The organism is Ensifer sp. PDNC004 (assembly GCF_016919405.1).
In the GTDB taxonomy this organism is placed as follows: Bacteria; Pseudomonadota; Alphaproteobacteria; order Rhizobiales; family Rhizobiaceae; genus Ensifer.
This window is the reverse complement of sequence record NZ_CP070352.1, coordinates 1,275,079-1,302,029: the sequence shown is the minus strand read 5'-3', so window position 1 is coordinate 1,302,029 and position 26,951 is coordinate 1,275,079. Positions and strand designations below refer to the sequence as shown.

Here is a 26,951-nt window from a genome sequence, read left to right as displayed (position 1 = left end):
GCGAATAGAGGACGATCGAGGATTCCATGCCCGAAAGAGAGATCCGCCGCCGCGCCTTCCTGCAGCTTTCCGCCGGGTTGGCGGCCGCTGGTCTCGCCGGCTGCGCCTCGCCGCGGCCCACGGTGACGCGCTCCTACGCGCCGGAACCGGTCCCCGAGACCAATACGTTCCTGGCCGACATGTACGGCGAGAAGCCGAACGAGACCTACCCGCTGCCGGCCATTCCCTACGAGAAGATCGATCCGCGCTTCTATCGCCAGATGGTCGCCGACCCGACCGGAGAAAAGCCGGGAACGCTCGTCGTCGACGTCGGCAGCCACTTTCTCTACCGCGTCTATGAAGGCGGCCAGGCCATGCGCTACGGCGTCGGCCTCGGGCGTGCCGGTTTCGCCTGGGCCGGCCGCGGCGTCATCCAGTACAAGCGCGAATGGCCGCGCTGGAAGCCGCCGAACGAGATGGTGGCGCGCCAGCCCGAGCTGCAACAATTCAGCATCGAGGCGGGCGGCATGGATCCCGGCCTCAAGAACCCGCTCGGCGCCCGCGCCATGTACATCTTCCAGAACGGCGAAGACACGCTCTACCGCATTCACGGTTCGCCGGAATGGTGGACGATCGGCAAGTCGGTGTCGTCGGGCTGCGTGCGCATGATCAACCAGGACGTCGTCGATCTCTACAACCGCGTGCCGAACGGCACGCCGATCGTCGTCACCGACCTCTCGGGCGGTGGCATGGTGCAATCGCAGCCGATGCAGGACGCGCAGCCCCTGCCGGATGGGCAACCGTTGCCGGACTCCCAGCCGGTGCGGCGGTCGCCGGACTATATGCTGATGGGACCGGACGGGCTGCCGCTTCCGCAGCCGCTCTGAGGCAATCCGTCCGGCAAGGGCGATGAAATTCCGCCGGAGTGTCGCCCGTTACAGGACGAGCAGCGGCGTCTTGCCTCTGACGCGATCATAGAGGTCGATCGCATCCTGCTGCAGCATGCGCACGCAGCCGGCCGACGCATTCTTGCCGATCGAACGCCACTGCGGCGAGCCGTGGATGCGGTAGAGCGTGTCCTGGCCGTCCTGGAAAATATACATGGCGCGGGCGCCGAGCGGGTTGTTGAGGCCCGGATCCATGCCGCCGGCATCGATGCCGTACTTCTTGAGATGGGGCTGGCGCGCGACCATGTCGTCCGGCACGGTCCAGCGCGGCCATTTGCGCTTCCACTGCACCACGGCGCGTCCCTTCCAGGCGCGGCCGGCAGCGCCGAGACCGACGCCGTAGCGGATCGCACGGCCGCCCGGCAGCACGTAGTAGAGGAACATCGTGTTGGTATCGACGACGATCGAATGGGGCGGTTCGTTGGTGGCGTAGGCCACTTCCTGGCGCAGAAACTGTGACTTGATCTCGGTGTACTGGATGCCCGGAACGTCGTAGCCTTCGTCCTTCACCGGGGCGTAGACCTTCGCATAGTCGAAGGTCTTCGTCGGCACGCCCGCCGCATCCGCCGCCTTCTCCGGCGAGCCGCCGTCACCGGCGATCGGCTCTATCAGCTTCGGTTTCGGTTCGGGTTTCGGGATCTGCGTGCAGGCGCTCAAAACAGAGCTGGCGACCACCGCGAGCAGCGACCGGCGGGACAAATTCATCGACACTTTAATTCATTCCAGGGTTGGAGATTTCGGTTGGGAGGATCCGAGGGGAGGCCCAAGGCTGTTGGGCCGAACCGTGACCGAAATGTGGTGAAAATCTTTCTTTGGCGTGGATCGCTTGCGCGAGGCGGGACTCATCTTCGAAGTGTTGCAGAATTCCCGCGCTCGCCGCCTGCGCTCGCCTAACCGATCGCCATGTCGCCCTTGGTCGGATCCGGAATGACGACAATGGTGCTGCCGTCGCGGACTTGATCGTGAAGGTAGACGACATCCTGGTTGAGTAGACGAATACAGCCGGAAGAGACCGCCTTGCCGATCGAAAACGCCTCGGGGCTGCCATGGATGCGGTAGAGCGTGTCCTTGCCGTCCTTGTGGATATAGAGCGCCCGGGCGCCGAGCGGGTTCTTGATGCCCGGAGGCATGCCGCCATTGGCGATGCTGTAGGGTTCGAGCTTCGGCTGACGCGCCACCATCTCGTCGGGCGGCGTCCAGCGCGGCCATTTGCGCTTGTAGGCGACGATGGCCCGGCCCGACCAGGCAAAGCCCTCGCGCCCGACGCCGATGCCGTAGCGCATCGCCCGGCCGCCCGGCAGTACGTGATAGAGGTACTTCGCCGGCGTATCGACGATCAGCGTACCGGGCCGCTCGCTGGTCGGATAGTCCACCTCCTGCCGCCAGAACTTCGGATCGACCTCGGCGATCTTCACCTCGGGGATCGGAAACTGCTCGTCGGGCATTGCATAGTACATCGGCGGCACCGTGCGCCCGGCTGCCGGGCGGACGGGCGTTACGGCTGCCGGCACCACCGCCGGCGTCGGGCGGGCGGTCGCGCAGCCGGTGACAAACAGCGAGGCCACGCCGACGACGAGGCTGCGGCGGGTCAGGGTGATGCCGGTCTTGTGATCGGCCGTGGAAGAAGAAGGCTCGTGTGCTTCGGTCATATCGGGCATTCAACGATTCGATTGTTGCAATGCCGCCTCAGAGGGAAGTCCTACCTTAAGGCTGCCTTAAGGGAGCGGTTAAAGGATCACGCTCTCAGAAATGTTAGGAGAAGCGATGCGAGTCCTGATCGTCGAAGACGACGATATCCTTAGAGACGGCCTGAAGGTCGGCCTGGCGCTTGCGGGCTTCACCACCGATGCCGTCGGCACCTGCGACGCGGCCGCGACGGCGCTTGCCGCCAACGGCTTCGACGCGGTCGTGCTCGACCTGATGCTGCCCGACGGCTCCGGCCTCGACATCCTGCGGGACCTGCGCGCCAGGCAGAGCGACATTCCGGTGCTGCTGTTGACCGCACGCGACACCGTGCGCGACCGCGTCGCCGGCCTCGATACCGGTGCCGACGACTATCTCGGCAAACCCTTCGACCTCGACGAGGTCGCCGCCCGGCTTCGGGCGCTGGCGCGACGCTCGAGCGGCCGGGCAACCGCCGCGCTGGAATGGTCGACGCTCAGGCTCGATCCGGCCAAGCAATCGGTGGAACAGGCGGGCAAGCCGGTGCAGCTGTCGCGGCGCGAATACTCCATCCTGCATACGCTGATGGCGCACCCGGGGGTGATTTTCTCCAAGACCAAGCTGGAGGACAAACTCTACGGCTGGCAGGAGGAAATCGAAAGCAATGCCGTCGAGGTGCACATCCACCATCTGCGCAACAAGCTCGGCCCGGGACTGATCGAAACCATCCGCGGCATCGGCTACCGGCTGGGCGGAGCCGGCTGATGCAATCGCTGCGCGCCCGGCTTTTCGCCATCCTCCTGATCACGACGGGCCTTCTGTGGCTGTCGGCCACCGTCTGGATCTTCCTCAGCACCCGCGCCGAAGTGGAGCGCGTGCTCGACGCGCGGCTGATGGAGGCGGCGCGCATGGTGAATTCGCTGATCGTCAGCCCCGACATGATGAAGGAGGAAGGCGATACCCCCGTCAGCCGCCCGGCGCAGAGCGCGATCCGGATCCCGCTGCTCGAGCACCCGCATTACGACCGCCAGCTTTCCTGCCAGATCTGGTCGCTGGACGGAACACTGATCGGCAAATCGGACAGCGCGCCCGACACGACGCTTGCGCCCCATGCGATGGGCTTCTCCGAAACGGTCATCAACGGTGAGACCTGGCGCGTCTTTGCGGTGGAGAATGCGAGCCTCGGCGTGCGCGTGCTCGTTGGCGACAACCTGCGCATCCGCGACCGGCTGGTCAACGACCTGGTCAAGGGGCTGCTGCTGCCGGCGCTGCTGATCATTCCGCTTCTGGCCGTCTTGATCTGGCTCTGTGTCGGGCGTGGCCTCGCGCCGCTGCGCAAGCTTGCCGGCGACCTTGCCGCGCGTGAAGCCTCCGACCTGCACGCGATCGAGGACACCGGCACGACGCGCGAGATCAGCCCAGTCTTGAAGTCGCTGAACGGCCTTTTTGCCCGTGTCGCCGGCGCCCGCGAGCGCGAGCAGAATTTCATCGCCTTTGCCGCCCACGAACTGCGCACGCCGCTCGCCGGCCTGAAGACGCAGGCGCAGGTGGCGCTCGCCAGCGACGACGGAGAAATCCGCGAAAAGGCGCTCGGACAGATCGTCGCCGGGGTGGACCGCACCGGCAAGCTGGTGCGGCAATTGCTCGACATCGCCTCGGTCGAAGCCACCGAGAGCGCCAGGCCGGCAGCCGGCTTCGATGTCGGCGAGATGCTGGCAAGTCTCAGGACCGAACTTGCCGGTCAGCCCCATCGCGCCGATGTCGTCATCGACGCGGCGATGTCCGGTCTGCGCATCAACATGGATCCTGACCTCTTTCGGCTCGCTGCGCGCAACCTGCTCGAAAATGCCGTCAACCATTCGCCACCGGGCGCAACGGTCCGCTGCCACGCCGAGCGTCGGGACCAGTATCTGGTGATCGCGATCGACGACGAGGGCCCCGGAATCCCCGAAGAGGAAATGCCGCGCGTGACCGAGCGCTTCTTCCGCGGCCGGTTCAAGGCGGCCGCCGGCAGCGGGCTCGGCCTCAGCATCGTCGAGCGGGCGCTTGACCGCACCGGCGCCGAACTCGAACTGCGCAATCGACCGAGCGCTGGGCTCTCGGCCCGCATCGTGTTGCCGCAGGCCCTCGCGCAATGAGCGAGCCGGATTGTTTCGAGCAGCAGCGGGATGCGGGCGAAAACCGCACCCACCTTCTTCTGATATCGCTCTAGGCGCTTTTGCGCATCGGCGGGTCCGGCAGCGGCACCGCGGCCATCAGCGCCCGGGTATAGGCGTCCTGCGGATCCTCGAACACGGCGCGGCGCGTTCCCATCTCGACGATGCGGCCGCCGCGCATGACGGCGACATGGTGCGACATCCGCTCGATCACGGCCATGTCGTGCGAGACGAAGAGATAGGCAAGGCCCATCGTCTCCTGCAGTTCGAGCATCAGGTCGAGCACGCGGGCCCGAACAGAAACGTCGAGCGCGGCCACGCTTTCATCCGCGACGATCAGCTTCGGATTGACCGCAAGCGCGCGGGCAATGCAGATGCGCTGGCGCTGTCCACCGGAAAACTCGTGCGGATAGCGGCTGGCGGCGTCGGGCCCAAGGCCGACACGGCGCAACAGATCGGCAACGCGATCCGTGCGTTCGCTGCGATTGCCGATGCCATGGATGAGCAGCGGCTCGGCGATCGCCGCACCCACCGCCATGCGCGGATCGAGCGAGGCATAGGGATCCTGAAAGATCATCTGCGCGGACCGGCGCACCGGCCGCATCTGGCGCTGCGACAGCGCGCCGATCTGCTGGCCGTCGATCGCCACATCGCCATCGAATGGAATGAGGCCGAGCACTGCCTTGCCGGTGGTCGACTTGCCCGATCCGCTTTCGCCGACGAGCCCCAACGTTTCGCCGGGGAAGATGTCGAAGGAAACGTCGCTGACGGCGGCCGCCTGTTTCTTTCCGCCCAGAAGGCCGCCCGGTTTCTTGCCGTAAAAGACGGCAAGGTCGCGCACCGAGAGGACCGGGCTTGCGGTGCGCGGGACCGCTGCCGCAGCCGCGGCGGCGATACGCGGTGGGCCGTCGGTGCCGGCATGCGCCCCGAGCCGCGGCACGGCCGCCAATAGCTCCTGCGTGTAGCGCTCGCGCGGCGAGCGGAAGATCGGCAGCACGTCGCCCTGCTCGACGATGCGGCCCTGCTGCATGATGACCACGCGGTCGGCCATCTGCGCGACCACGCCCATGTCATGCGTGATGAGTACGATCGAGGCACCGAATTCGCGCTTCAGCTCCTTCATCAGCGTCAGGATCTGCGCCTGCACGGTGACGTCGAGCGCCGTCGTCGGCTCGTCGGCGATCAGCACCTTGGGTCGGCACGAGAGCGCCATTGCGATCATCACCCGCTGCCGCATGCCGCCCGAAAGCTCGTGCGGAAATTGCGTCATGCGCCGCGCCGGCTCGGTGATGTGCACCGCATCCAGCATGCGCAGGGCGACGGCGCTCGCCGTTCCTCCCTCGGATCCCTGATGTTCGCGGATGGCCTCGGTCAGTTGCTCGCCGATCGACATCACCGGATTGAGCGATGTCATCGGCTCCTGAAAGACCATGGCGACATCGCCGCCGCGCACGCTGCGCATTGCGCTGTTGGAGAGCTTCGAGAGTTCGCGCCCTTCGAGCTTGATGCTGCCGGAGGCGATCCTGAGCGAGGCTTTCGGTAGCAGCCCCATGACGGCGAGCGACGTCACGGATTTGCCCGAGCCGCTCTCGCCGGCAATGCACAGCGTCTCGCCGCTCATGAGGTTGAAGCTGACCGCATCAAGGACCCTTCGCGGTCCTTGCGGCGTCAGTGCATCGACGCAAAGGCCATCGATGCCGAGCACGGGTACTGCCGTTGTCACGAAAAGACGATCCTCGGGAAGTAGAAGGAAACGACCCAGTTCGGCTGGTCGACGATTTCGCTGATCCTGAGATCGCCGCAGACCGAGCAGAGCAGATAGGCATCGACCGGGCTCAAGCCGTGTTCGGCGCCAAGCAGGTCGATCATGCGCATCAGGCTTTCGCGCGCGCCGGTCATCAGATCCGGGCCGATGCCGGTTGTCACCTCATAGCCGGCGGCATCCAGATGACGGGTCACCGGACCCGGCGTTGTGAAGCGGGGGCTTGCGAGACGCGCGTCCTTGACGAGCTCGATCGTGGCTTCCACCTCCATCTGGCTTTCGATCGCCGTGCCGCAGACCTCGCCATCGCCCTGCGCCGCGTGCGTGTCGCCGATCGAGAACAGCGCGCCCTCGACCTCGACGGGCAGATAGAGCGTGACGCCCGATGTCAGATCGCGAATGTCGAGATTGCCGCCGACCCGGCGCGGCGGCACGACGGAATGCAGGCCGGGTTCTGCCGGTGCCACGCCGATCGTGCCGGCAAACGGCTTCAGCGGCACGCGCCCGCCCGGCCCATAGAGCGCCGGCGCCATGGTGTTGGCATCATAGGACCACATGTGCAACGCCGGATCGGTGAACTGATCGGCGAGCAGGCCGAAGCCCGGAATATTGGCCGTCCAGCCTACACCCGAGGGAACGAAGCGGCGGATCGTCACTTTCAGTGCGTCGCCGGGTTTTGCGCCCTCGACATAAACAGGACCCGTCACCGGGTTGATCCTGTCGAAATCGAGCGAGGCCAAAGTCTCCAGCGTCGAGCCGGCGCCAAGCTGGCCGCCGGAGGAATCGAGGCATTCGAAATGGATGGTCTCACCGGGCTTGGCGATCAGCGTCGGCTTGAAGTCGCGGTTCCAGCCGAAGTGGTGCTTGGCGCGATGGACGGTGTGTGTGCAGGCAACGCACATGGACTCTCTCCCAAACGTAAGAAAGGCTCCCCGAAAACGTGTCCCGGGGAGCCCGCCGCTTATTGCTTCACGAAGATGGCGTCGTAGTTGATGACCCGGGTCGGATCGACGTAGATCTCGCCCTCGCCGCCCATGCGCGGCGACTTGGCGACGACGCGGCGCTCGTTGGTGACGGGAACCCAGGGCGCATCGGCCATGATGTCGGTGAAGATCTTCCCCCACTCCGCCTGGCGTTCGGCAGCCTTTGCCGGATCGGACATGGAGTCGGCTGCGACCGCACGCTTGTCGAGCGCCTCGTTGCAGTACCACGACCAGTTCCAGCCGCCCTGGACCGCACCGGAGCAGCCGAGGATCGGGCCATAGAAGTTGGACGGATCCGGGAAGTCGGCGATCCAGGCCATGCCACCCGACCAGATCATCGGCGCCTCGCCTTCCGTGCCGCCAGCGGCGATGACGTTGGCCTGGGCGAGCGCCCGAACTTCCGCCTTGATGCCGATGGCGGCCAGATCCTGCTGGATCGCCTGGGCGATGCGCGGCTGCGGATCGGTGTTGGTCGAATAGAGCACCGTCTCGAAACCATCGCCATGTCCGGCCTCGGCGAGCAGCGCCTTCGCCTTCTCGACGTCATAGCCATAGCCGGTGAACGCCTTGTCGTAGCCCGGCATCAGCGGCGGCAGCGGCTGGTTGGCGGGCGTCGCGCGACCATTGAGGATGCGGGTGATGCGTTCCTTGTTGATCGCCATGTTGACGGCCTGGCGAACCTTGACGTCGTCGAAGGGCTTCACCTTGGTGTTGAGCGTGACATAGCCGGTATGCAGCTGCTGCCCGTCGACGATGATCTCCGCGCCCTCCGGCGAGTTCTTGATTTCGAGGAATTTGGCCGGCGGAATGCCGTCGCCGGCAATGTCGACCTCGCCCTTCTGCAGGCGCAGCAATGCCACCAGCGGCTCCTGGCCAACCTCGACCGTGAACTTGTCGATGCGCGGCATGTCCTTGACGAAATAGTCGGGGTTGCGCTCGAAGGTCAGGCTCTGGCCGACGGTCCAATCCTTGAGGATGAAGGTGCCGGAACCGACCGGCTTCTTGCCGAAGTCGCCGGCGGCGGCTTCGACCGCTTCCTTCGGCACGACCGAGGCGAAGTTGACGGCGAGCACGTGCAGGAAGGTCGCGTCCGGACGCGACAGGTGGAAGACAACGGTCTGATCATCCGGCGCTTCGATGCCTTCCAGCGTTGCCGCCTTGCCGCCCGACAGGTCGTCGAAGCCCTTGATCGCGCCGAAGAAGCCGGCGCCCGGACCTTGGGTCTTGGGATCGACCGCGCGTTCGATCGAATATTTCACGTCCGAGGCGACGATCTCGCGTCCGTTGGTGAATTTCACGCCCTTGCGCAGCTTGAACGTATAGGTCAGGCCATCCGGCGCGACCTCGAAGGTTTCGGCGAGCGACGGCACCAGCTCTGTGGTGCCCGGCTTATAGTCCATCAGGCGCGAGAACAGGCTCTTGATCATCGACCAGTTGACCCAGTCGTAGCCTATGGCGGGATCGAGCGTGGCGATATCGTCCTTGTAGGTGATGACGATGTCGCCACCCTGTTTCGGCGCGTCCTGTGCGAGGGCCGAGAGCGGTGCTGCGAGCAGTGCCGCAGCGACGGTTGAAGTACGAAGCCAGCTTTTGAACATTGTTGTTCCCCTTTTTGGTTGGTTTCGGATTAGCGGGCGCGGATGCGCGGATCGATGAGTGGGGCGACGAGGTCGGCAAGGAGATTGCCGAGTACGATCGCCAGCGCGGAGACGAGCGTCACCCCCATGATGATCGGAATGTCGACCTGCTGGATCGCCTGCCAGGCGAGCTGTCCGATGCCCGGCCAGCCATAGACGGCCTCGACGACGACGACCCCGCTCATGAACTGGCCGATATCGATGCCGATCATGGCGATGACGGGCAGAAGCGCGTTCGGCAGCGCATGGCGAAAGATGATGCGGAACGACGATAGACCCTTGGCGCGTGCGGTGCGCACATAGTCCTGGTTCAAGACATCGATCATCGCCGAGCGCACCATGCGTGCATACCAGCCAGCGCCGAGAATGCCGAGCGTCAGGGCCGGCAGGACCACATGGGCGAAACTGCCGAAGCCGCTCATCGGGAACCAGGCGAGCGTGACCGCGAAGACATAGAGCAGCAGCAGCGCAGCGACGAATTGCGGCGCCGAGACACCGACGAAGGACGCCATCATCACCAGCCGATCGACGAAACCGCCGCGCCGGATGGCCGCGACGACACCGAGAAACACCCCGAGCAGGACTTCGACGAAGATGCCGGCCGCCATCAGGATCAGCGTTGCCGGCAGGCGCGCCGCTATCAGCGTGCCGACATCGGTCTTCTGCGCATAGGAGCGGCCGAGGTCGCCCTGCACCAGCCCCTGCAGATAGCTCCAGAACTGCACGAGCAGCGGCTGGTCGAGCCCGAGTTCGCGGCGGATATTGGCGACCGTCTGCGCCGTCGCGCTGCGCCCGGCGATCATGCGGGCCGGATCGGCCGGAAGCGCGTAGAGCAGCAGGAAGGTGATCGCGGCAACGCCGAGCAGGATGAGCGCGGTCTGGACGAGACGGCGCAGCAGGAGAAATGCCATCTCAACCCCTCCCGCGCTGTGTCGGGTCGAGGATATCGCGAAGGGCATCACCAACCAGGTTGAAGGAGAGCGCGGTCAAGAGGATGACGGCGCCGGGGATGAAGACCAGCCAGGGGGCAGCCTGAAAGTAGCTCTGGCTTTCGAAGATGATGTTGCCCCAGGAGGGCGTCGGCGGCTGCACGCCGATACCGAGGAAGGAGAGCGTCGCTTCGAGCAGCACCGTCGTCGCGATCCCGAGCGTGCCCCAAACGATCGCCGTCGGCACCAGATGCGGCAGGATGTGGTGAAAGAGAATGCGGCCGTGTCCGGCACCGAGCGAGCGCTCGGCGAGGATGAAGTCGCGTTCGACGAGGCCGCGGGTCTCAGTATAGACGATGCGGGCGACCTGGACCCAATTGACCAGCGCGATCACCATGGCAACGATCCAGAGGCTCGGGCGAAGCAGGGCCGCAAGAACGATCGCCAGCAGCAGCGCCGGGAACGCCATCATCAGATCGGTAAAGCGCATCAGCGCATTGCCGACCAGACCCCGCATGTAGCCCGAAAGAATGCCGATCATGAGACCGATCGAGACGGCGACGCCGTTGGCAACGAGGCCGATGACGAGCGAGGTTCGGGCGCCGTAGAGCAGGCGCGAAAAGAGATCGCGGCCGAGCGTGTCGGTACCGAGCAGGAACTGCGCGCTCGGCGGCAGCGGCGCGCCCTCGAGCGTCAGCCCGTCGAACATCTGCTCGTCCGGGCTATAGGGCGCAATCAGCGGCGCGGCCAAAGCGAGCAGGACGACAAGCGCCACGACGACGAGACCGAACAGCGCTGCCGGCTGCCTGAGCATGGATTTCAGAACCTGCATCAACCGGCCTCCGGCAGCGGCTCGGCACCGCCGAGGATGGAACCGGCGACCTGCTCCATCGACAGGCGCTTCTTCATCGCGCAATTGCGCAGGATGCCGTAGGCGCGCTCCTCGTCGACATGGCAGGCCTGGCCGATCTTCTGTACGGCGGCATGAACGAGCGGGCGCATGCGCACGCGTTCTTCAAGATGGGCGACCTTGTCGGCAACGGCCCGGCGTTCCTGGTGGATGCCGACGGCCATGACCAGTGCCGGATAGACCGCCGACGAGGCGACGGGTTTGGCGATGATGGCCGCAGCCCCCTGCCCCATCGCCCAGGCGACCCGGCCCGGCGCTTCCGAGCCGAGCAGGGCGATCAACGGCCGCGGCGCCTGTTCGTCCTTCCAGGGCAACAGCCCGCTCCAACCCTGGTCGGCGTCGACGAGGATGATGTGGGGCAGGTCGCGCGCATCAAGCGGCTGCCATTGCACGGTGACGTCGAAGCCGAAGAGCTTGAGCTGTCGCACGAGCCGCTCCGTCGTCTGGTCTTCGCGGTGCAGGATCGCCGCACGCCAGCCGGTGAAGTTCGGTGTTTCCCTCATGAGACGATCCGCAATTGGGGCGCCTTGCGCTTGCGCTGGCCGGTCAGATAGGGGTCGGCGGCAATCGACGGCAGCGACGTGACGATGTCGAAGCCGCCGTCGTCGCTGATGCGGCCGAGATGGAACGGCAACGCCGCATGGTGGGTCTGCGGATCGATCCTGAGCGGGCCAAGCACGCTCTGATGCGGCGCGGCCGAAACGAGCTGCGTGATCGTCGCGGGGTCGTCGGCGCCCGCCTCGATGATCGCCTCGGCGCAGAGCTTGACGGAAGCATAGGCGCTGGCAAACAGGCTGGAAATGCGCCGCCCGGGTCCGAAGCGACTGGCGACGCGCAGCTTGAAGGCCGCATTATCGGGCGAGACCACCGTGTCGAAGTAGGAAGCGGCGCACAGCTGGCCGGTCGCAACCCCGAGGCCGATATCCGTCAACTCGCATTCCTGCAGGTCGCAGCTGACGACCGGGCAATTTTCCGGGCGGAAGGCGGGGTTGCGTTCGGCCAGCGCCCGGATCGCCGCATGGAAGGCGTAGCTGGAAGGCCCCACGAGGTTGTTGAGGATAAAGCTCGGCCGACGCTGCTCGATTTCGGCGACGATGCGTTCGACCGCGGTTTCCTCGAGCGGCAGATAGCGCTCGCCGAGGATGGCACCGCCGGCCTCCTCCACCAGTTCTCGCGCCAGGCGGTTCATTTCCCAGCCCCAGACATAGTTGGCGCCGATCAGATAGGGCCGGTTGCCGAAGCGCGGCAGCAGATAGTCGAGCAAGGGCAGCAAATGCTGGTTCGGGCAGCCGCCCGTGTAGATGACATTGTCGTTGGCTTCGAAACCCTCATAGGGGCACATGTACCAGAGCAGGCCGTCGTGCTTTTCGACGAGCGGAATGACCTCCTTGCGGGCGAGCGAGGTGATGGTGCCGATGATGTGGCGGCATCCGTGATCGCGCAGCAGCGATCTGGCGCCTTCGAGATAGCGGTCGATATTGGCTTCCGGATCGATGAAAACCGGTTCGATCCGGCCCGGATGGCTTGCCGCGATCTCCTCGATTGCCAGTTCCGCGCCGTCGCGACAGTCGCGGCCCATCGTCCCGTAGGGTCCGGTGGTCGAATAGAGGATGCCGATCTTTACCGCGCCGCTCATGTACCCGCCAAAAACCAAAAACCCCACGACGCCGTGCCCATCGAAGATGGGGGCATCATGGGGCCAAACTGCCCGTCGACCATCGAGGTCATGTGAATGGATTGATCATGCTCAATCTGAGAGCATGATTAAGATACGGGCAATCGACGCCTGTCAAGCAAGGATTGGCAAGCTCATACGCGATTGCGCGCAACTTTACACACAGAGCCGGGCGGAGCCCCGCAATCAAGCGCCACTGCTGCGTGGAGGGACGTACGAAGAAATTTGACCGGCCCGCATGCGAACCGGTCGAGCCTCCGTGACGGTCAGAACTTGCGGCTGATCGCGATCTTGAAGTTGCGGCCGGGCATCGCCGAGATCCCGTCGCTGAGATAGGGCTCGTAATATTTGTCGAAGATGTTGTCGACGGCGAGATGCACTTCGCCGCCTTGCATGAAGCCCGATGTCGGCGTCCAGTCGAGGAAGAGGCCGTGCACCGCATAGCCGGCGCTCGGGGGCCGCGCATAGGTCTGTCCCCCCTGGTTATAGGGTGTGCGGTTCTGGTCGTCGACGAAGCTGCCCGTCCAGCCGAAGGCGAGATCCCGGTCCGGCACCTTGATCCCGGCCGTCGCGATCACGGTCAGGGGCGCCAGATCGTTGATATAGGTGTCCGGCCCCCAGACGTTGTTGACCGCTCCGGTCCGCTCGCCGGTCATCCAGGACACGCCGAGATCGCCGAACAGGCGCTCGGTCTCGTAATGCGCCTGCCACTCGATACCGCGGATATCGTAGGACGGCGTGTTCCAGTAGAACGGCACGTTGCCGGTAACGTCGGCGAGGTTGGCCGTGCCGAACCGGCGCGTTACCGGGTTTGAGACGTGGTTATTGTAGACCGAGATGCGCGTCGACAGCATGTCGTCGGTCGTCAGCACGTCGTTGAAGCTGAAGTCGACGCCGATGTTGAAGGTACTGTTGCGCTCGACCTCCAGGCCGCGGCTGGTGCCGGACGCCTTGGTGAGAGCGCTCTGGGTCGAATAGAGTTCGTCGATGTTGGGCACGCGCATCGCATAGGCCCAGTCGGCGAAGAACCGCACCGACGGCGTCGCTTCCCATGCCAGGCTGATCGCCGGCGTCACGCCCTGGTGGGAGACTGCGGAATAGTCGTGGCCGGCCAGCGGATTGTTGAATCGCGGCGCCGCGTTCGGCACGCCCTTCGAACGCACATGGTCATAGCGCAAGCCGGGCGTCACGGTGAACGTGTCGGTCAGTTCGATCCGGTCGCGTACGAGGGCGGCAAAGGTCCTTTGCGTGCCCTCCGGCATGAACCACGGGGCGTAGTAGCCGTAGTTGTACTGGGCCTGGGTGCGATTGGCGATGTCGTACATCCAGATATCACGGTCATGATCGAGGTACTGAATGCCATAGTTCAGGCTGTGCGACAGGCCGCCGAGCGAGAAATTGGAGGTGTTCTCCGCTTCGAACTTGATGTCGGTGTAGGTGGCGTCGTTTTCGTAGCCGCCGACGGATGCGCTGGGATTGAGCCCCGGAATGTCGGGCCGCCTGGCATGCTGGCCGGTCGACGAGAAGCTTCCCATCATGCGGTAGTTCACCAGGTCGCTGTCGCCGGTGTAGGTGTAGGTGAGCGTCGAGGTGAAATCCTCGATTTCGCGCCAGGTGAGCAGCCGGCGCATCGCTTCCTTGTAGCCATAGCGGGTGATGTTGTAGTCCGACGGCGCCGACTGGCCGCGGATGGCGGCCACGGGTCCCCAGTTGTCGTTCTGGCCGTAGGCGACCGTGCCCCTGATCTCATGACCGTCATATACGGCACCGACATTGGCAAGCAGGGAGGTCAGCTTCGAGTTGGAATAGTTGTAGACCTCTCCGCCGCCGACGCGCATGTCGTCGCTCTTGCGCCACGTGCCCGCCAGAAGGCCGTCATAGGTGATCGGGCCGCCGAAATCCGACTTTCCGTAGAGCGCGCCGGTTTCGAGAAACTGCTTGTTGGCGCTCTGGAAACCGGACTTGGCCCAGACGCCCCATTCTTCGCCCGGCCGGAGCATGTCGGCCGCGTCCTTGGTCTCCATCAGCACCGTGCCGCCGAAGCCGCCATTGCCGTAGCGCACCGACGTCGCGCCCTTTTCGATCTCCACGCGCTTGAGCAGTTCGGGCTCGATGAAGACGGTGCCTTGATCGTATTTCTCGAAGTTCTTCGGCGCGCCGTCGAGGATGATGCGAACGTCCGACTGCCGGGCAAAACCGCGAATGGCGAGCGTCTGTCCTTCGAGGCGCACGCCACCGCCCATCGACACGCCGGGCGTCTTCTGCAGCAATTCCGGAAGGCTCGATGCCTGGGCCTTTTCGATATCCTCGGCGTCAAGAACCGCGATGTTCGGCGCACGGTCACCGTCCTTGGCGTCGCCGCGGGCGACGATGGGTGCGAGCTTCGTGCCTTCGCCGTCTGCCGGCGGCGCGGCTTCCACGGCACCCATCAGCTTCACCGTCGAGCCGCCGACGAAGCGATAGCGGATACCCGTTCCGCTTAGCAGCCGCGCCAGCGCCTCTTCGGCCGTCATCTCGCCGGAAAGGCCTGGCGTGGTGACACCTGAGGCGACCGAGCTGTCGAACACCACCTGCAGCTTGAGCTGCGCGGCCAGGCGGTTGACGGCGGTCGTCAGTTTGCCCGCGGGCACGTCGACCGGGTACCGCAACGCATCTTGCGCGAGCGCGACAGTCGTGGTGAGGGCAAAAACGGTGCCTGCCATCAGCAGGCTGAAAATTCCGGATTGGCGGCGGCGGCCGGTCGTATTCGAATATGGCATGATGGTTCCAGACAGAGAGATGGCCGAAACGGCCGGGGTCTGGTTTCTGGACGAACGAGGTGCCGGTTCAGGGATACCTGTCCTCGATTTTTTTTAGCGAAGGATCGTGACGTAGGGTCCAATCCGGGTGACCTTGACGTCGAAGGCTTCGGCAAGACCTTGCAATGCGCCGACAGGATCGGAGAGATCGAAGCTGCCGGAGACCTGCCTGGCGCCGACGCCGGCATCGGCGATCAGGATCTTGCCGGGAACGTAGCGCCCGATTTCCTCGACGACCGAGGCGATCGTGCGTTCCTCGAAGACCAGGCGCCCCTGTCGCCATGCTGCCGCCACGAACGGATCGATCGGGGTGATATCGCCGAGCCGGCCGTCATGGTCGTAGCGGACCTGCTCGTTGACCGCCATGCGGCGCGGCAGCATCGCCGCGTCGGTCGCGACCGATACCGCGTGTTCGATCACGGTGACGCTGGTGCCGTCGTCGGTAAGATTGACGTCGAATGCAGTGCCCAGTGCGGTCGTCGTGCCGCCTCCAGCCTCGACGACAAAGGGTCGGCTGCTGTCGGCTGCGACCTGGACGAAGGCCTCGCCACGCAGCAGTACGATCCGCCGCTCGGCGGAATTGAACTGATAGGCGACGGCCGACTGGGCGTTGAGCTGCAAGGTCGAGCCATCCTCAAGCGCAAGGATCGGCCGTTCGCCCTTGCCCGCGATGACGTCCGCCCGCACCCACATGGGGCCGTCGAGCGCAAGAAAGAGGCAGGCGCCGATGGTTACGACGGCCGCGAGCGCGGTTACGGTTTTTCGCCGCGTCCCGGTCGCTGTCACAGCCTTTTGGGCAAATTCCGGTTCGCGCCGGATCAAGAGCGATGCGTCGCCGATCGCCCTTTGGGCGCGGGCAAAAATCTCGGCATGGGCAGGATCCTCCGCGCGCCAGCGTTCGAAGGCGAGCCGCAACGCTTCATCGCCGGGATCGCCCGTCAGGCGGACCAGCCAGTCCACCGCCTGCTCGCGCACCCGCCTGTCACGCGCCATCACAACACCTCCTCCAGCCGGTCGAGGCAATGCAGATAGGCCTTGCGCAGATGGCGGTAGACCATGTTGCGGCTGATCCCCGTGCGCATGGCGATTTCGTCCGAGGTGAGGTTGCCGATGCGGCTTGCGAGAAAGACGCGCCGCCGCTGCAGCGACATCTCCATGATCGCTCTCTTCAGGATCGTCAGCCGCCGGGGAAGATCGATGTTGGCGTCGGGTGCGGCGATATCGCTGGCGACCGCCAGGGCGTCTTCTTCGCTACCGGAGAAGAGCTTGAGCTCGAAACGGTCGCGCCGCAGCCGGTCGATGCCGAGATTGGCGCAGGCGCGGCGCAGGAACGCCCTCAGCGAAGACTTGCCCTCAAGCGGCGTGCGCCGATCGACCAGCCGGACATAAAGCTCGTGCACGACCTCGTTTGCGGTGGCCGCCTGGTGACCACGTCGCCGCGTCATCGCGCAGAGCTCGTCGTAGTAGGCCACAATCGCGTCGTCGAGCATCAAATGCGAAGCTGATTTCTCTGGCATGACAATTTTCAGGGCCGATCCGGAGCCGTCGGCAGAGCGAAGATGAGAGACATGGCGCGGCGCGCACGAGGCAGCGCCGGCGTTCATTAGCGTGTCCTCGCAGCACACACAACAAATATGAGTATTGTACTCATCTTTTATTTCCAAAACCGCCGGCAATGCAACTAGCTCGAAAGGAGGCGTTGACCTCAGGGCTCAGAGTGAGACCCTCAGTCAGGGTTCACGCCGGTGATCCGCTAGAGCCAGATTTCCGGGTGACAAGAGCCGAAAGGAGAAAGTCATGGCAGGAAACGGCAGCCTCAACGGAAAGTGCTTCTGCGGCGCAGTCGAGATCGAAGTGAGCGGCGATCCGGCCGCCATGGGCTATTGCCATTGCAGTTCCTGCCGCAGCTGGTCGGCAGGTCCGGTCAACGCCTTCACGCTCTGGCCACCGGAAAAGGTCAAGATCGTCAAGGGTGCGGACAATCTCGTCGGCTACCAGAAGACGGCAACGAGCGTACGCAAATGGTGCAAGGCCTGCGGCGGCCATCTCATGACCGAGCATCCGCTCTGGGGTGTCACCGACGTCTTTGCCGCGGCAATCCCGTCGCTGGCCTTCAAACCGATGCTGCACGTCAACTATCAGGATACGGTGCTGCCGATGAAGGACGGCCTGCCGAAATATCGCGACTTCCCGCCGGCCTTCGGCGGAACGGGCGAGATGATGGCGGAATAGAGCGCAAATTCGCACGGAAGACCGCTGCGCACTTTTCCTGGAACTCGCCTTCCTATCGCGCAATTCCGGACGGAAAACCGCTGCGCACTTTCCTGGGATTGGTTTTCCTGCTCCGCAATTCCGGACGGAAAACCGCTGCGCACTTTTCCTGGAATTGGCTTTCCTGCCCCGCAATTCCGGACGGAAAACCGCTGCGCACTTTTCCTGGAATTGCTTAGGCCGGCGCGGTGCCGGCCAGATGATGCTGCAGCGCCGTGCGGGTGTTGACGAACAGGCGGTCGGGGCCGAGTTGGTCGGCAAAGCCGGATGCGCGCACATAGGCGAGCACATCCGGGTTCAGTTCGGACAGCCAGACGGTAACGCCCTGCCCGCTGATGCGCCGCTCGCCCTCCATCATCATCTGAAGCGCCGAATATTCGATGTCGATCACCCGGCTCATGTCGAGCACGAGCACCCTTGGCTTCTGCTGCGCGACCAGCATCTGCGCCTGGTCCGCCACCTGCTGGGCATTGGCGAAGAAGAGCCGGCCCTCCGGGCGGATGATCAGCAACCCCTCGAAGGTCTCATCATCGGGGTGCTCGGGCGAGAGCGGCCGCAGCCGATCGGTTCCGCGCTTGCGCCCGACGACATAGACCTTTGCCGAGGCCGCCTGGCGCGCGAGCCCGATGAAGGACAGCACGATCGCGACGATGATGCCCTGCAGCGTGCCGAAGAAGAGCACGCCGAGGAAGGCGGCCAGCGCCCAGTGAAACTCCATCAGCCGGACCTTGCGGACGGAGAGGAAATCCGCCGGTTTGATGAGCCCGACCGAGTAGACGATGACGATGGCCGCAAGGACGGCCTGCGGCAGCAGACCGAGCAGCGGCGCCAGCACCAGCATGGTCGCCGCCGCGGCCGCCGCGGTGACCAGCGACGCCATCTGGCTGTGGCCGCCGACAGCCCGCACCACGGCGGTCTGCGACGTACCGCCGCCGGCGCTCATGGCGCCGAAGAAAGCGCCCGCGAAATTGGCAGCACCCGTTGCCAGCAATTCCCGGTTCGCCCGGATCGGCGGATCAGACGGCGCGGCAAAGGCGCGGCCGGCGGCAATGGTTTCGGTGAAGCTCATCAACGCGATGCCGAGCGCGCCCGGCAACAGTTCCTGGACAAGACCGAGGCTCGGAAGCGTCAGCGACGGCAGCGATTGCGGGATGAAGCCGACGGTGGAGACGCCGAGCGCCTGCAGCCCGGCAAACCAGGAAAGCGCGATGGCAGCGGCCACGGCCAGAAGCGGCGCCGGCGAATGCGGCCAGAGCCGTTCCATCGCCAGCAGCGCCACCAGCGCCGCGGCGGCGATCGCGAGCGTGAGCATCGAGGTCTCGGACAGGTGGCCGGCGATGCTGAGGATATCGCGGAAGAAGCCTTCCTTGGTAATGTGGATGCCGAGCAGCTTCGGCACCTGATCGAGCACGATGACGAGGCCGATGCCGGCCTTGAACCCGATCAGCACCGGCGACGAGATGAAGTTGGCGACGAAGCCGAAGCGCAGCAGCGATGCGAGGAAGAGAAGCGCGCCGGTCAGGGCGGTCAGCGTCGCGGTTGCCGTCAGGAGCTTGGCGGGATCGCCGTCGGGGACGGCAAGGCCGAGCTGCGTGCCGGCGAGGATCGCAAGGGTGGTGGTCGATGAAACGCTCAGGACGCGGGAGGTGCCGAGAAGCGCATAGATGATCATCGGCACGAAGGCGGTGTAGAGACCGACGCTGACCGGCAGGCCCGCGACCGTGGCATAGGCCATCGCCTAGGGCAGGACCAGGGCAGCGGCCGTCAGACCTGCGATCACGTCGAGCCGCAGGCCCGCGGAGAGGCCGCGGCCGTCGCCGGCAAGTGAATGCTCATGCGATGCCAACGGGATCCTCCTGCGGCAGGAGATTCATGAGATTATTCTAAATCGATAACACTCGGCCAAAGCGGTTGCAAGAAATGCAATTGTCCGCATCGTACCTTACCTGCCGACTGGCAAAACGGGCGCTGGAAGCCGTCCCGACTCAGGTCTATCCTGATCACGGCAGCTCGCGTCGAGAGGGGATTTCGCCGACGGGAAACGGGCCAGGGGTGGAGCGTCACGAGGGCGTGGTCGCATCGGGCCTACCCGCGAGAGGGAGGAATGCGGTGGCAGAGTCTCAACGCCGGCGGCAGACGAAAAGAATGCGACGCCGATTTTTCTTCAATCTCTACCAGCAGCTTCAGCTGCTTTGGCCGATCTTCTCGGCGATCCTGATCGTGATGGTAGGGGCCGGCATCATCATCTGGCGTATCGAAGACTGGCGGCTCGACGAGGCGCTTTACTTCACCTTCGTCACGGGCCTGACCATCGGCTATGGCGACATCACGCCCAAGCATCTGAGCGCGCGGGTACTGGCACTGGTGATCGGCTTTTCCGGCATCGTCCTGACCGGCCTCGTGGCAGCTGTCACCGTGCAGGCGCTGAACGAGACCAGCCGGGATGAGAGCGACGACCCCTGAGAGGTCGGGCCGGCAAGCCCCACCTCCCCGCGGTACCTGGTTTCACGGATCAGCCAGCGACGAACCGGCCTTCCGATACGATCTCCGACAGCGCCTTGCGCGGGCTAGGCTGCTCGCGCTGCTGCAGCGCTTGCGGCAGCAGCGCCTTGTCGCCGAGGCGCCCGATCGCGACGGCCGCTTCGATCCGGAAGTTCTCCGGCACGCCAAGCTCGGCGCGCGCTCGCTCATAGTCGAGACCGGCCATGCCGTGCGCCTGCCAGCCGGAATGGGCGGCCTGCAGCGCCAGCGCACCCCAAGCGGCACCGGCGTCGAAGGAATGGGTGTAGGACGGCACTTCCTCGCTGGCGCCCGGCGGCAGCAGAGAGGTCTTCGACAGCACGAAGATCAGCGCCGAGGCCTCCGCCGCCCAGCTCCGGTTGAATTCGTTGAGGAGGCCGAGCAGGCTCTCCCAGCCTTCGCCGCCGCGGCGCGCATAGACGAAATGCCAAGGCTGGGCATTGTAGGCGGACGGCGCCCAGCGGGCAGCCTCGAGAATCTGAAGCAGTTCGGACTCGGAGATCTCGGCACCCGAATAGGCGCGCGGAGACCAGCGCTCGAGGAAAAGCGGGTTGATCGCATAATCTGCGACGCGGGAATTCACATGCAATGTCATGGGGATGTTCCATTCATCGACGGCGTTCCGCCGTCACTTGGGGTCATTGTTGGCGGGTTTGATCACCGACGGCCGAAGCTTTGATAGCGATCGCAGCGGCTTTTCAAGGTCGAAATCTCCTCGGAGAGTTCGGCGATACGGTCCTTGAGTTCGTGGACCGTGCCATCCTCGATATCCTCGAAACCAAAACAATCGCGTGCCTCGTGCAGTTCCAGCCGGCCCTGCAGGACCTCGCGGATCGCACTCAAACGCTCATATTGCCGCAGCATGCTCATCATGGACCTCATCTCAGGCGGCCGCCGCAAAGCTGCGTCGACCGGACATTACCGAGATTATCCACTTAACTAGTAGATTAAAGGAATTCTGACCCAAAGAGCAGGCGGGTCGTGGAAAACTGCTCCCCGACGACAACGACGCGTCGCGGGCATGAAAAGACCCGGGCGGTGGGAGGTCCGCCCGGGTCTTTCGAAATCATCCGGTAGGGCGAAATCATACGGGCGGGCGAAATCACGTGGTCGGGAGGTCGTGCCCCTCGGGGCGGTTGCCGTCGAGAAAGCCCATATCCCGCTTCAGGTGATCCGACAGATCCCTGACGTCGACGACATCGGTCGTCCGGCTCTTCCTCGCGAACAGGAACGCCAGCCAGGAACCGACGGAAAAATCGTTTGTCGACGAAAAACTACGTACTTGAATGGTTGTCATAGCCGTCATCCTCTTCATCAATCCGTCTAATGGACGGACCTTGAAAATGGTTGTGGCGGCATCAACTTCCAATCGAATATCGGTCACCATGCATAAGGCCATTTAATGCATAAGACACTTCCGCTCCCACCATTGACGGCGATACGCGTCTTCGAGGCGGTCGCGCGCCATGGAAGCTTCACCAACGCCGCAAGCGAACTCGGCATGACGCAAGCCGCAGTGAGCTATCAGATCAAGGTGCTCGAAGATCGGCTCGGCGCGCCGCTGTTCCTGCGCCGCCCGCGCCAGATCGCGCTCACCGAGGTCGGCCAGCGGCTCGCCCCCGTGGTGACGCAGGTTTTCGAGCAGCTCAGCGAAGCCTATGTGAACGCGCGCGGCGGCGCCCAGGGAACGCTGGTCATCAGCACGATCGCGACCTTTGCCTCCAACTGGCTGGCGCGGCGCCTCGGCTCGTTTCAGATCGCCCACCCCTCGCTTGCCGTGCGCCTTCAGACCGAGCCGCATCTCGTCGACTTCAGCCGCGAGGAGGTCGATATCGGCATCCGCTCGGGCCGCGGCGCGTGGCCGGGACTCGCGGCCCACCGTCTGATCGACGCCGACTTTTCACCGATGCTGAGCCCGGGCCTTGCGGCCAGCATCGGCGGCGTGAAGGAACCGGCCGACCTGCTGCAGCTGCCGCTTCTCGACCCCGGCGATCCCTGGTGGGCGCGGTGGTTTGCCGCCGCCAACGTGCCAGTGGAAGGGCTTGCGAGCCGGCCCGGCGCCAGCATGGGCGCCCAGGTCTATGAGGGGAATGCGGCGACCGCCGGACAGGGCGTGGCGATCCTGACGCCGGCCTTCTTTGCCGCGGAACTTGCCGACGGGCGCCTGATCCAACCCTTCGATCTGCTGTGCGACGAAAGCCAGGCCTATTGGCTGGTCTATCCGGAAAACCGGCGAAACTCCCCGAAAATCAGCGCCTTCCGACAGTGGATTCTCGGCGAGATCGGCCAGCAAAAAGGGTGAAGACGGCTGTCGGAGCAGAGTGATCTTGCGTCTCGACGGCCCCCGGGAATTTTCCTCGGCTCCGGAACCCTTCGGGCCACCGGGGAGTTGCATCCCCGTAGCGACCAGAGCGAGGGAGTGCCGGAGCGAAGATGCCAAGCGAGCCGACGGAACAGTTCCGCTCAGCCAGCGAAACCACCTGGTGGACCGTGCAACGCGGCGACGGGCCGATCGTCGGCACCGCGATCCACAACGGGCATGCAATGCGCGGCGACGCCCGCGCGCTCACCGCCCTGACGGACGAGGAACGGCTGCGCGAGGAGGATCCGTACACGGAATTCGTCATCCGCGATCTTGCCAACCGCATCGTCGTTCACAGGTCCCGCTTCGAAGTCGATCTCAACCGGGCCCGCACGGGCGCGGTCTATCTTCAACCGGCGCAAGCCTGGGGCCTTTCCGTCTGGCGGGAACATCCGCCCGTGGAGATGATCGAGGCGTCCCTCGCCGTCCACGACGAATACTATGCCATGCTGCATGCCATGCTGGCGGCGATCGAGCGCCGCCACGGTCGCTTCATCGTGCTCGACATGCACAGCTACAACCACCGGCGACAGGGACCGGAGGCCGCGCCCACGGCCGCCGACCAAGCCCCGGAAATCAACATCGGCACCGCCTCGATGGATCGAGCCAGGTGGGCCGGTGTTATCGATACGCTGATGTCGGTGCTCAGGGGCGCGCGTATCGACGGCCGACCCGTGGATGTGCGCGAGAACGTCGCCTTCCAGGGGCGCGGAGAGCAGACGCGCTTCATCCACGAGCATTTTCCCGAGACCGGCTGTGCGATCGCGATCGAACTCAAGAAGACCTTCATGGACGAGTGGACCGGCAAGCCGGATATCGAGGCGCTTCGTTCACTGCGGACGCTGATCTGCTCGCTCGTCCCGATCCTGACCGAAACGCTGGCGAGGCAGCGATGACGGAGGAGAAAGCGGCACCCACAAGTTCGGCTCCGGTCTGGCTCGACGAAGCCATCGGCCGGCTGACGGAGGGCCGCGCCGTCCGGCGGGACTTCGGCGAGGGTGGGCGGCTGCACATCGACCGCCTCGTTCCCTTCCTTTGCGTGCACATCGCCGCCGGGCACCAGCAGCCGGTGGCGCGCGACATCGCCCAGGCGAACGCCGCCTATCTGCTGGCGCCCGATATTGATATCGCCGCCGCAATCATCGAACGTGTCGGGCGGGTGATCGAACAGCGTCTCGGCCTGTTCATCGTGCTCGAATTCGGCGAGCTGGAAAGCGACGATCCGCCCGCCAAGGACGCACCCTTCCTTCCGCCCTTCTTGATCGAGGTGGTCGCCGGCGCGCGCGCCGCCGAACAGGTCGCCGCCAAGGCCTTGATCGAGACGGCGGCGACGATCGAAGGCAAGTTCCGCACGCCGCATGTGACGCTCGTCGAGCGCCCGACGACGACAGGCCGAAAGGCGCTTGTGCCCGACTATCCGCATCTGACGGTGCGCTTCGCGCCGATCTACTGCGAGCCGGGAACGCGCCGCATCTATCCGCAACTGCGCGAGCGGCTGGTCGCGAGCGTCTTCGACGCTGGGCTGAGAGCCGTTGCCGCTTTCGCCCGCGCAAAATCGGACGATTTTCGACTGCCGACGCACCGCGCTTTCGGCCGAAAGGCCTTCGTCGATGCCGTCGTGCGCGCCGACCGCGGCATCGACGAGATCGCGTCGAGCTTCGACTTCCTGCTGGCAGTGACCCCCATCAACGCGGAAGCCGCCTGGGCGGAGTTCGCCTCAGGCGGCTTCTCCAAGAGCCCGCGCCTCTACTACCGCCCGCTGACGCTGCAGATCGAGACGGCCAAACGGAAGCTCTTCTCGCTCAATTTCGAACACCTGGAAGATCCGCTGCTCTATGCCCTCTACCGGGAAAAGCAGCAGGAGGTCGACCTGCAGCTGTCGATGATCTCGGCGCGGGAAACCCGCACCTTCGTCGAGTTCGGCCGCGCCCTGTACGGCCCGGTGGAAGCCACGCTTCATGACGCCGCCTCCGAAATCCTGGCACGCACGGCGCCCGATCCCGACGCCCCGTCATCTCGCGCCGACAGGCGCGATTGCGAGTACATAAGGGAGCGCGCCCAGGCGATGATAACGGCCTATCGGCGCCAGTCGGCCGATTTTTCCGCCTCCATCGACATCCGCGACGACCTGCCGGCCGGCCTGCTCGTTTCGCGCGGCCAGCTTTTGATTGCCAGGAGTTCCGCGCTCGACGCCGATCGCGTCGAGGCGCTGCTCAACCACGAGATCGGCGTGCATCTGCTGACCTATTTCAACGGTTCTGCCCAGGGACTGCGTATCCTCCGCTCCGGACTGGCCGGTTACGAAGGCATGCAGGAGGGGCTCGCTGTTTTTGCCGAATATCTGAGCGCCGGCATGACGATCGACCGGTTGCGCGTGCTGGCAGCACGGGTCGTCGGCTGCGTCGCCATGCTCGACGGCGCACCCTTTCCGCAGACCTACCGGCTGCTCGTCGACGGACATGGCTTTACCGCCGCCGAAGCCTTCAACATCACGCTGCGCATCTATCGCGGCGGCGGGCTGGTCAAGGACGCGATCTACCTGCGCGGCCTGTTGCAGCTTCTCGATCATCTGGCCCGCGGCGGCAGTCTCGAACCGTTTTGGATGGGCAAGATCGCCGCCTCGCATTTCAGCGCGATCCAGGAGCTCAGCCTGCGCGGCCTCCTTGGTGCCGCAGCGCTCCGCCCTATCTTTCTCGATGAGGTCAAAGCGCGCGACCGACTTCAGCGAGCCCAAGGGGGACTGTCCCCGCTCGACTTGATCGCAGAGTAGGAAACCGAATGCGCATTGCCTTTCTCGTCAACTCCATCGAGGGCGAAGAGACGTTCTATGCGACGACGTCGCTGGCACTCGCCGCCCTCGCCCGCGGCCATGAGATCGTCTACCTTACGCCCGGCGATTTCGTTCTGACACCCGACGGCCGACTGACCGTCCATGCGCTTTCTCTCGGAACGGCAAAGCCGCGCAAGGCTGAAACCTTCATTGCGGCACTGCGGGGTGATGCGACGCGGCGCGAGGTCCTGGACATTACGGATATACAGATCCTCTTTCTGCGCAACGACCCTTCGGAGGACGCCGCCACACGGCCCTGGGCGGCCCAGGCCGGCATCATCTTCGGGCGGCTCGCCGCCGAGCGCGGCGCGATCGTCGTCAACGATCCGGACGGATTGGCCGCAGCACAAAACAAGCTCTATCTGCAGGGTTTTCCCGAGGTCGTCCGTCCGACCACGCTGATCACGAAGCACATGGAGGAGGTCCGGTCCTTCCTCGACGCCCATCCCGAGGGCGTCATCCTGAAGCCGTTGCAGGGCTCCGGCGGCAAGAACGTCTTCAAGGTCGGTTCCAGCCATGAAACGAACCTCAACCAGATCTTCGAGGCCGTCAGCGAGATGGGCTATGTGATCGCGCAGGAGTACCTGCCGGCGGCGACGGAAGGCGATGTCCGCCTGTTCCTGATGAACGGCCGGCCGCTCAAGCGCGGCGACACCTACGCCGCCGTGCGGCGCGTTCCGGCGGAAGGCGAGCTGCGCTCCAACATGCATGTCAACGGCCGGCCTGTCGCCGCCGTCGTCACCCCGGCGATGCTCGCCGTCGCCGAGGAGATGCGCCCCAAGCTGGTGCGCGACGGCATGTTCCTGGTCGGCCTCGACGTCGTCGGCGACAAGCTGGTTGAGGTCAATGTCTTCACGCCCGGCGCCCTGCCGGAGATCGCCGAGCTGACCTCGATCGAGTTCAGCGAAGACATCGTCGCGGAGCTCGAACGGAAGGTCGAGATAAGGCGCGCCAATGATGGCGTGCTTTCCAATCGGGAACTTGCGACCCTTTGATCGGTGGTGCTCGCCACCGCCGACTATCCCAAGGTGGCTCTCACCCGGCGACGGTCTCGTCCCAGTGGCTGGCTGGCGACACTACGCCCTTGGTGAAGAGGAAGCTGCCGAAGCGGCGCGCCTCGCCCGTGACGATGACGCAATAGGCGCGCTTGGCTTCCTCGTGGAAGGCGAAACGCTCGATCGCATACATCTTCGAAAGAGGACCATCCGCGCGCGCGACCTCGGCCTGCACCTCGCGCTGCACCTCCGGCAGCTCGCCCGCCGCCCCGTCCGGCGTCAACCGCGCCGCCGAAGGCTGCAGCGGCGTGTCGAGCGGCATGACGGATAGGATGGCGCGCACCGCACGCGCGGCCGAGACATTCGCAATGTGCAACGGCAGACCGAGCCGGGTGTGGCGGGCGATGGTGTCGGCGGGAAAATTCGCATCAACGATCGCGATCCGGTCTCCATGTCCCATTGAGCGCAGCGCGTGCAGCACGTCGGCGTTCAGTGCCGGATCGATGTTCTTGAGCATCAGCCTAACCTTCCCATT

26 protein-coding genes are annotated in these 26,951 nt (G+C 64.9%); 9 read left to right on the top strand and 17 right to left on the bottom strand.

Translation table 11 applies throughout. The features are described from left to right. The first annotated feature begins 26 nt into the window (after nucleotides 1-26). Nucleotides 27-866, top strand: a complete 840-nt coding sequence (locus JVX98_RS05775) for a L,D-transpeptidase (protein WP_192450164.1) — start codon at nucleotides 27-29, stop codon at nucleotides 864-866. A 48-nt stretch (nucleotides 867-914) separates the two neighbouring features. On the opposite strand, the gene JVX98_RS05770 is transcribed toward JVX98_RS05775, so the two are convergent. Beyond that, nucleotides 915-1,631 carry a L,D-transpeptidase gene (locus tag JVX98_RS05770; protein WP_205237003.1) on the bottom strand — a complete coding sequence of 239 codons (717 nt, stop codon included), beginning with the start codon at nucleotides 1,629-1,631 and terminating at the stop codon, nucleotides 915-917. Nucleotides 1,632-1,816: 185 nt separating this feature from the next. Then, on the bottom strand, nucleotides 1,817-2,575 hold the full coding sequence (locus tag JVX98_RS05765) for a L,D-transpeptidase (protein WP_192450163.1): 759 nt from the start codon (nucleotides 2,573-2,575) through the stop codon (nucleotides 1,817-1,819). 115 nt (nucleotides 2,576-2,690) lie between these two features. Between JVX98_RS05765 and JVX98_RS05760 the strand changes: the two genes are divergently transcribed. Both JVX98_RS05760 and JVX98_RS05755 read left to right on the top strand, forming a co-directional pair. Further along, on the top strand, nucleotides 2,691-3,353 hold the full coding sequence (locus JVX98_RS05760) for a response regulator transcription factor (protein WP_192450162.1): 663 nt from the start codon (nucleotides 2,691-2,693) through the stop codon (nucleotides 3,351-3,353). Beyond that, entirely contained in the window at nucleotides 3,353-4,726 is a 1,374-nt protein-coding gene (locus tag JVX98_RS05755) for an ATP-binding protein (RefSeq protein ID WP_192450161.1), read from the top strand. Before JVX98_RS05760 ends, JVX98_RS05755 begins: the two co-directional genes overlap by 1 nt. Before the next feature lie 70 nt (nucleotides 4,727-4,796). Here JVX98_RS05755 and JVX98_RS05750 read toward each other — a convergent pair whose 3' ends face one another. The 10 genes from JVX98_RS05750 to JVX98_RS05705 all read right to left on the bottom strand — a co-directional run bounded on the left by JVX98_RS05750 (nucleotide 4,797) and on the right by JVX98_RS05705 (nucleotide 16,955). Continuing rightward, nucleotides 4,797-6,467, bottom strand: a complete 1,671-nt coding sequence (locus JVX98_RS05750; RefSeq protein WP_205236107.1) for an ABC transporter ATP-binding protein — start codon at nucleotides 6,465-6,467, stop codon at nucleotides 4,797-4,799. Then, nucleotides 6,464-7,408, bottom strand: coding sequence for an acetamidase/formamidase family protein (locus JVX98_RS05745; protein ID WP_205236106.1), 945 nt, complete (start codon nucleotides 7,406-7,408; stop codon nucleotides 6,464-6,466). Before JVX98_RS05745 ends, JVX98_RS05750 begins: the two co-directional genes overlap by 4 nt. 59 nt (nucleotides 7,409-7,467) lie before the next feature. Next, the gene (locus JVX98_RS05740) at nucleotides 7,468-9,087 is read right to left on the bottom strand and encodes an ABC transporter substrate-binding protein (protein WP_205236105.1); all 1,620 of its coding nucleotides are present in this window, start codon (nucleotides 9,085-9,087) and stop codon (nucleotides 7,468-7,470) included. Nucleotides 9,088-9,116: 29 nt separating this feature from the next. Continuing rightward, the gene (locus JVX98_RS05735) at nucleotides 9,117-10,037 is read right to left on the bottom strand and encodes an ABC transporter permease (RefSeq protein WP_034805440.1); all 921 of its coding nucleotides are present in this window, start codon (nucleotides 10,035-10,037) and stop codon (nucleotides 9,117-9,119) included. A gap of 1 nt (nucleotide 10,038) precedes the next feature. Beyond that, nucleotides 10,039-10,887 carry an ABC transporter permease gene (locus JVX98_RS05730; protein WP_192450156.1) on the bottom strand — a complete coding sequence of 283 codons (849 nt, stop codon included), beginning with the start codon at nucleotides 10,885-10,887 and terminating at the stop codon, nucleotides 10,039-10,041. Beyond that, nucleotides 10,887-11,468: an ANTAR domain-containing response regulator gene (locus tag JVX98_RS05725; RefSeq protein WP_192450155.1), complete on the bottom strand. Its 582-nt coding sequence runs from the start codon at nucleotides 11,466-11,468 to the stop codon at nucleotides 10,887-10,889. Before JVX98_RS05725 ends, JVX98_RS05730 begins: the two co-directional genes overlap by 1 nt. After that, nucleotides 11,465-12,601 carry a transporter substrate-binding protein gene (locus JVX98_RS05720; RefSeq protein ID WP_205236104.1) on the bottom strand — a complete coding sequence of 379 codons (1,137 nt, stop codon included), beginning with the start codon at nucleotides 12,599-12,601 and terminating at the stop codon, nucleotides 11,465-11,467. Before JVX98_RS05720 ends, JVX98_RS05725 begins: the two co-directional genes overlap by 4 nt. Before the next feature lie 305 nt (nucleotides 12,602-12,906). Further along, complete coding sequence (locus JVX98_RS05715) at nucleotides 12,907-15,399, bottom strand: TonB-dependent receptor (RefSeq protein WP_205236103.1); 2,493 nt, start codon at nucleotides 15,397-15,399, stop codon at nucleotides 12,907-12,909. A gap of 93 nt (nucleotides 15,400-15,492) precedes the next feature. Then, nucleotides 15,493-16,431: a FecR family protein gene (locus tag JVX98_RS05710; RefSeq protein ID WP_205236102.1), complete on the bottom strand. Its 939-nt coding sequence runs from the start codon at nucleotides 16,429-16,431 to the stop codon at nucleotides 15,493-15,495. Then, nucleotides 16,431-16,955 (bottom strand): RNA polymerase sigma factor, encoded by a 525-nt coding sequence (locus JVX98_RS05705; protein WP_205236101.1) that lies wholly within the window; start codon nucleotides 16,953-16,955, stop codon nucleotides 16,431-16,433. Before JVX98_RS05705 ends, JVX98_RS05710 begins: the two co-directional genes overlap by 1 nt. Nucleotides 16,956-17,235: 280 nt before the next feature. Here JVX98_RS05705 and JVX98_RS05700 point away from each other — a divergent pair, with 280 nt between their 5' ends. Beyond that, entirely contained in the window at nucleotides 17,236-17,670 is a 435-nt protein-coding gene (locus JVX98_RS05700; RefSeq protein WP_205236100.1) for a GFA family protein, read from the top strand. 214 nt (nucleotides 17,671-17,884) lie between these two features. Here the strand turns inward: JVX98_RS05700 and JVX98_RS05695 are convergent, their stop codons facing one another. Continuing rightward, a complete protein-coding gene (locus JVX98_RS05695; protein WP_205236099.1) occupies nucleotides 17,885-19,444 on the bottom strand; it encodes a SulP family inorganic anion transporter in 1,560 nt (519 codons plus the stop codon). Between the two features lie 410 nt (nucleotides 19,445-19,854). On the opposite strand from JVX98_RS05695, the gene JVX98_RS05690 reads away from it, so the two are divergent. Next, a complete protein-coding gene (locus JVX98_RS05690; protein WP_192450149.1) occupies nucleotides 19,855-20,172 on the top strand; it encodes a potassium channel family protein in 318 nt (105 codons plus the stop codon). Nucleotides 20,173-20,221: 49 nt separating this feature from the next. Here the strand turns inward: JVX98_RS05690 and JVX98_RS05685 are convergent, their stop codons facing one another. From JVX98_RS05685 to JVX98_RS05675, 3 genes are all read right to left on the bottom strand, one after another. Then, complete coding sequence (locus tag JVX98_RS05685) at nucleotides 20,222-20,818, bottom strand: nitroreductase family protein (RefSeq protein ID WP_205237002.1); 597 nt, start codon at nucleotides 20,816-20,818, stop codon at nucleotides 20,222-20,224. 68 nt (nucleotides 20,819-20,886) lie between these two features. After that, entirely contained in the window at nucleotides 20,887-21,102 is a 216-nt protein-coding gene (locus JVX98_RS05680) for a hypothetical protein (RefSeq protein ID WP_371742633.1), read from the bottom strand. Nucleotides 21,103-21,331: 229 nt separating this feature from the next. After that, on the bottom strand, nucleotides 21,332-21,616 hold the full coding sequence (locus tag JVX98_RS05675) for a hypothetical protein (RefSeq protein ID WP_246764804.1): 285 nt from the start codon (nucleotides 21,614-21,616) through the stop codon (nucleotides 21,332-21,334). 15 nt (nucleotides 21,617-21,631) lie between these two features. On the opposite strand from JVX98_RS05675, the gene JVX98_RS05670 reads away from it, so the two are divergent. The 4 genes from JVX98_RS05670 (at nucleotide 21,632) to JVX98_RS05655 (ending at nucleotide 26,416) form a co-directional block, all read left to right on the top strand. Beyond that, nucleotides 21,632-22,531, top strand: a complete 900-nt coding sequence (locus JVX98_RS05670) for a LysR substrate-binding domain-containing protein (protein WP_205236098.1) — start codon at nucleotides 21,632-21,634, stop codon at nucleotides 22,529-22,531. A gap of 131 nt (nucleotides 22,532-22,662) precedes the next feature. Further along, nucleotides 22,663-23,487: an N-formylglutamate amidohydrolase gene (locus tag JVX98_RS05665; RefSeq protein WP_205236097.1), complete on the top strand. Its 825-nt coding sequence runs from the start codon at nucleotides 22,663-22,665 to the stop codon at nucleotides 23,485-23,487. Further along, a complete protein-coding gene (locus tag JVX98_RS05660) occupies nucleotides 23,484-25,361 on the top strand; it encodes a flavohemoglobin expression-modulating QEGLA motif protein (protein WP_205236096.1) in 1,878 nt (625 codons plus the stop codon). The genes JVX98_RS05665 and JVX98_RS05660 overlap by 4 nt, the downstream gene beginning before the upstream one ends. A gap of 8 nt (nucleotides 25,362-25,369) precedes the next feature. Further along, complete coding sequence (locus JVX98_RS05655) at nucleotides 25,370-26,416, top strand: glutathione synthetase (protein WP_205236095.1); 1,047 nt, start codon at nucleotides 25,370-25,372, stop codon at nucleotides 26,414-26,416. Between the two features lie 40 nt (nucleotides 26,417-26,456). On the opposite strand, the gene JVX98_RS05650 is transcribed toward JVX98_RS05655, so the two are convergent. Further along, the gene (locus JVX98_RS05650; RefSeq protein WP_205236094.1) at nucleotides 26,457-26,933 is read right to left on the bottom strand and encodes an RbsD/FucU family protein; all 477 of its coding nucleotides are present in this window, start codon (nucleotides 26,931-26,933) and stop codon (nucleotides 26,457-26,459) included. Nucleotides 26,934-26,951 lie beyond the last annotated feature (18 nt).

What these genes read in the sequence shown, in the direction of transcription:
- JVX98_RS05775 (WP_192450164.1), top strand. Translation starts at nt 27, where the DNA reads ATGCCCGAAAGAGAGATCCGCCGCCGCGCCTTCCTGCAGCTTTCCGCC.
- JVX98_RS05770 (WP_205237003.1), bottom strand. Translation starts at nt 1,631, where the DNA reads ATGAATTTGTCCCGCCGGTCGCTGCTCGCGGTGGTCGCCAGCTCTGTT.
- JVX98_RS05765 (WP_192450163.1), bottom strand. Translation starts at nt 2,575, where the DNA reads ATGACCGAAGCACACGAGCCTTCTTCTTCCACGGCCGATCACAAGACC.
- JVX98_RS05760 (WP_192450162.1), top strand. Translation starts at nt 2,691, where the DNA reads ATGCGAGTCCTGATCGTCGAAGACGACGATATCCTTAGAGACGGCCTG.
- JVX98_RS05755 (WP_192450161.1), top strand. Translation starts at nt 3,353, where the DNA reads ATGCAATCGCTGCGCGCCCGGCTTTTCGCCATCCTCCTGATCACGACG.
- JVX98_RS05745 (WP_205236106.1), bottom strand. Translation starts at nt 7,408, where the DNA reads ATGTGCGTTGCCTGCACACACACCGTCCATCGCGCCAAGCACCACTTC.
- JVX98_RS05740 (WP_205236105.1), bottom strand. Translation starts at nt 9,087, where the DNA reads ATGTTCAAAAGCTGGCTTCGTACTTCAACCGTCGCTGCGGCACTGCTC.
- JVX98_RS05735 (WP_034805440.1), bottom strand. Translation starts at nt 10,037, where the DNA reads ATGGCATTTCTCCTGCTGCGCCGTCTCGTCCAGACCGCGCTCATCCTG.
- JVX98_RS05730 (WP_192450156.1), bottom strand. Translation starts at nt 10,887, where the DNA reads ATGCAGGTTCTGAAATCCATGCTCAGGCAGCCGGCAGCGCTGTTCGGT.
- JVX98_RS05725 (WP_192450155.1), bottom strand. Translation starts at nt 11,468, where the DNA reads ATGAGGGAAACACCGAACTTCACCGGCTGGCGTGCGGCGATCCTGCAC.
- JVX98_RS05720 (WP_205236104.1), bottom strand. Translation starts at nt 12,601, where the DNA reads ATGAGCGGCGCGGTAAAGATCGGCATCCTCTATTCGACCACCGGACCC.
- JVX98_RS05715 (WP_205236103.1), bottom strand. Translation starts at nt 15,399, where the DNA reads ATGCCATATTCGAATACGACCGGCCGCCGCCGCCAATCCGGAATTTTC.
- JVX98_RS05710 (WP_205236102.1), bottom strand. Translation starts at nt 16,431, where the DNA reads ATGGCGCGTGACAGGCGGGTGCGCGAGCAGGCGGTGGACTGGCTGGTC.
- JVX98_RS05705 (WP_205236101.1), bottom strand. Translation starts at nt 16,955, where the DNA reads ATGCCAGAGAAATCAGCTTCGCATTTGATGCTCGACGACGCGATTGTG.
- JVX98_RS05700 (WP_205236100.1), top strand. Translation starts at nt 17,236, where the DNA reads ATGGCAGGAAACGGCAGCCTCAACGGAAAGTGCTTCTGCGGCGCAGTC.
- JVX98_RS05695 (WP_205236099.1), bottom strand. Translation starts at nt 19,444, where the DNA reads ATGGCCTATGCCACGGTCGCGGGCCTGCCGGTCAGCGTCGGTCTCTAC.
- JVX98_RS05690 (WP_192450149.1), top strand. Translation starts at nt 19,855, where the DNA reads ATGCGACGCCGATTTTTCTTCAATCTCTACCAGCAGCTTCAGCTGCTT.
- JVX98_RS05680 (WP_371742633.1), bottom strand. Translation starts at nt 21,102, where the DNA reads ATGATGAGCATGCTGCGGCAATATGAGCGTTTGAGTGCGATCCGCGAG.
- JVX98_RS05675 (WP_246764804.1), bottom strand. Translation starts at nt 21,616, where the DNA reads ATGGTGACCGATATTCGATTGGAAGTTGATGCCGCCACAACCATTTTC.
- JVX98_RS05670 (WP_205236098.1), top strand. Translation starts at nt 21,632, where the DNA reads ATGCATAAGACACTTCCGCTCCCACCATTGACGGCGATACGCGTCTTC.
- JVX98_RS05665 (WP_205236097.1), top strand. Translation starts at nt 22,663, where the DNA reads ATGCCAAGCGAGCCGACGGAACAGTTCCGCTCAGCCAGCGAAACCACC.
- JVX98_RS05660 (WP_205236096.1), top strand. Translation starts at nt 23,484, where the DNA reads ATGACGGAGGAGAAAGCGGCACCCACAAGTTCGGCTCCGGTCTGGCTC.
- JVX98_RS05655 (WP_205236095.1), top strand. Translation starts at nt 25,370, where the DNA reads ATGCGCATTGCCTTTCTCGTCAACTCCATCGAGGGCGAAGAGACGTTC.
- JVX98_RS05650 (WP_205236094.1), bottom strand. Translation starts at nt 26,933, where the DNA reads ATGCTCAAGAACATCGATCCGGCACTGAACGCCGACGTGCTGCACGCG.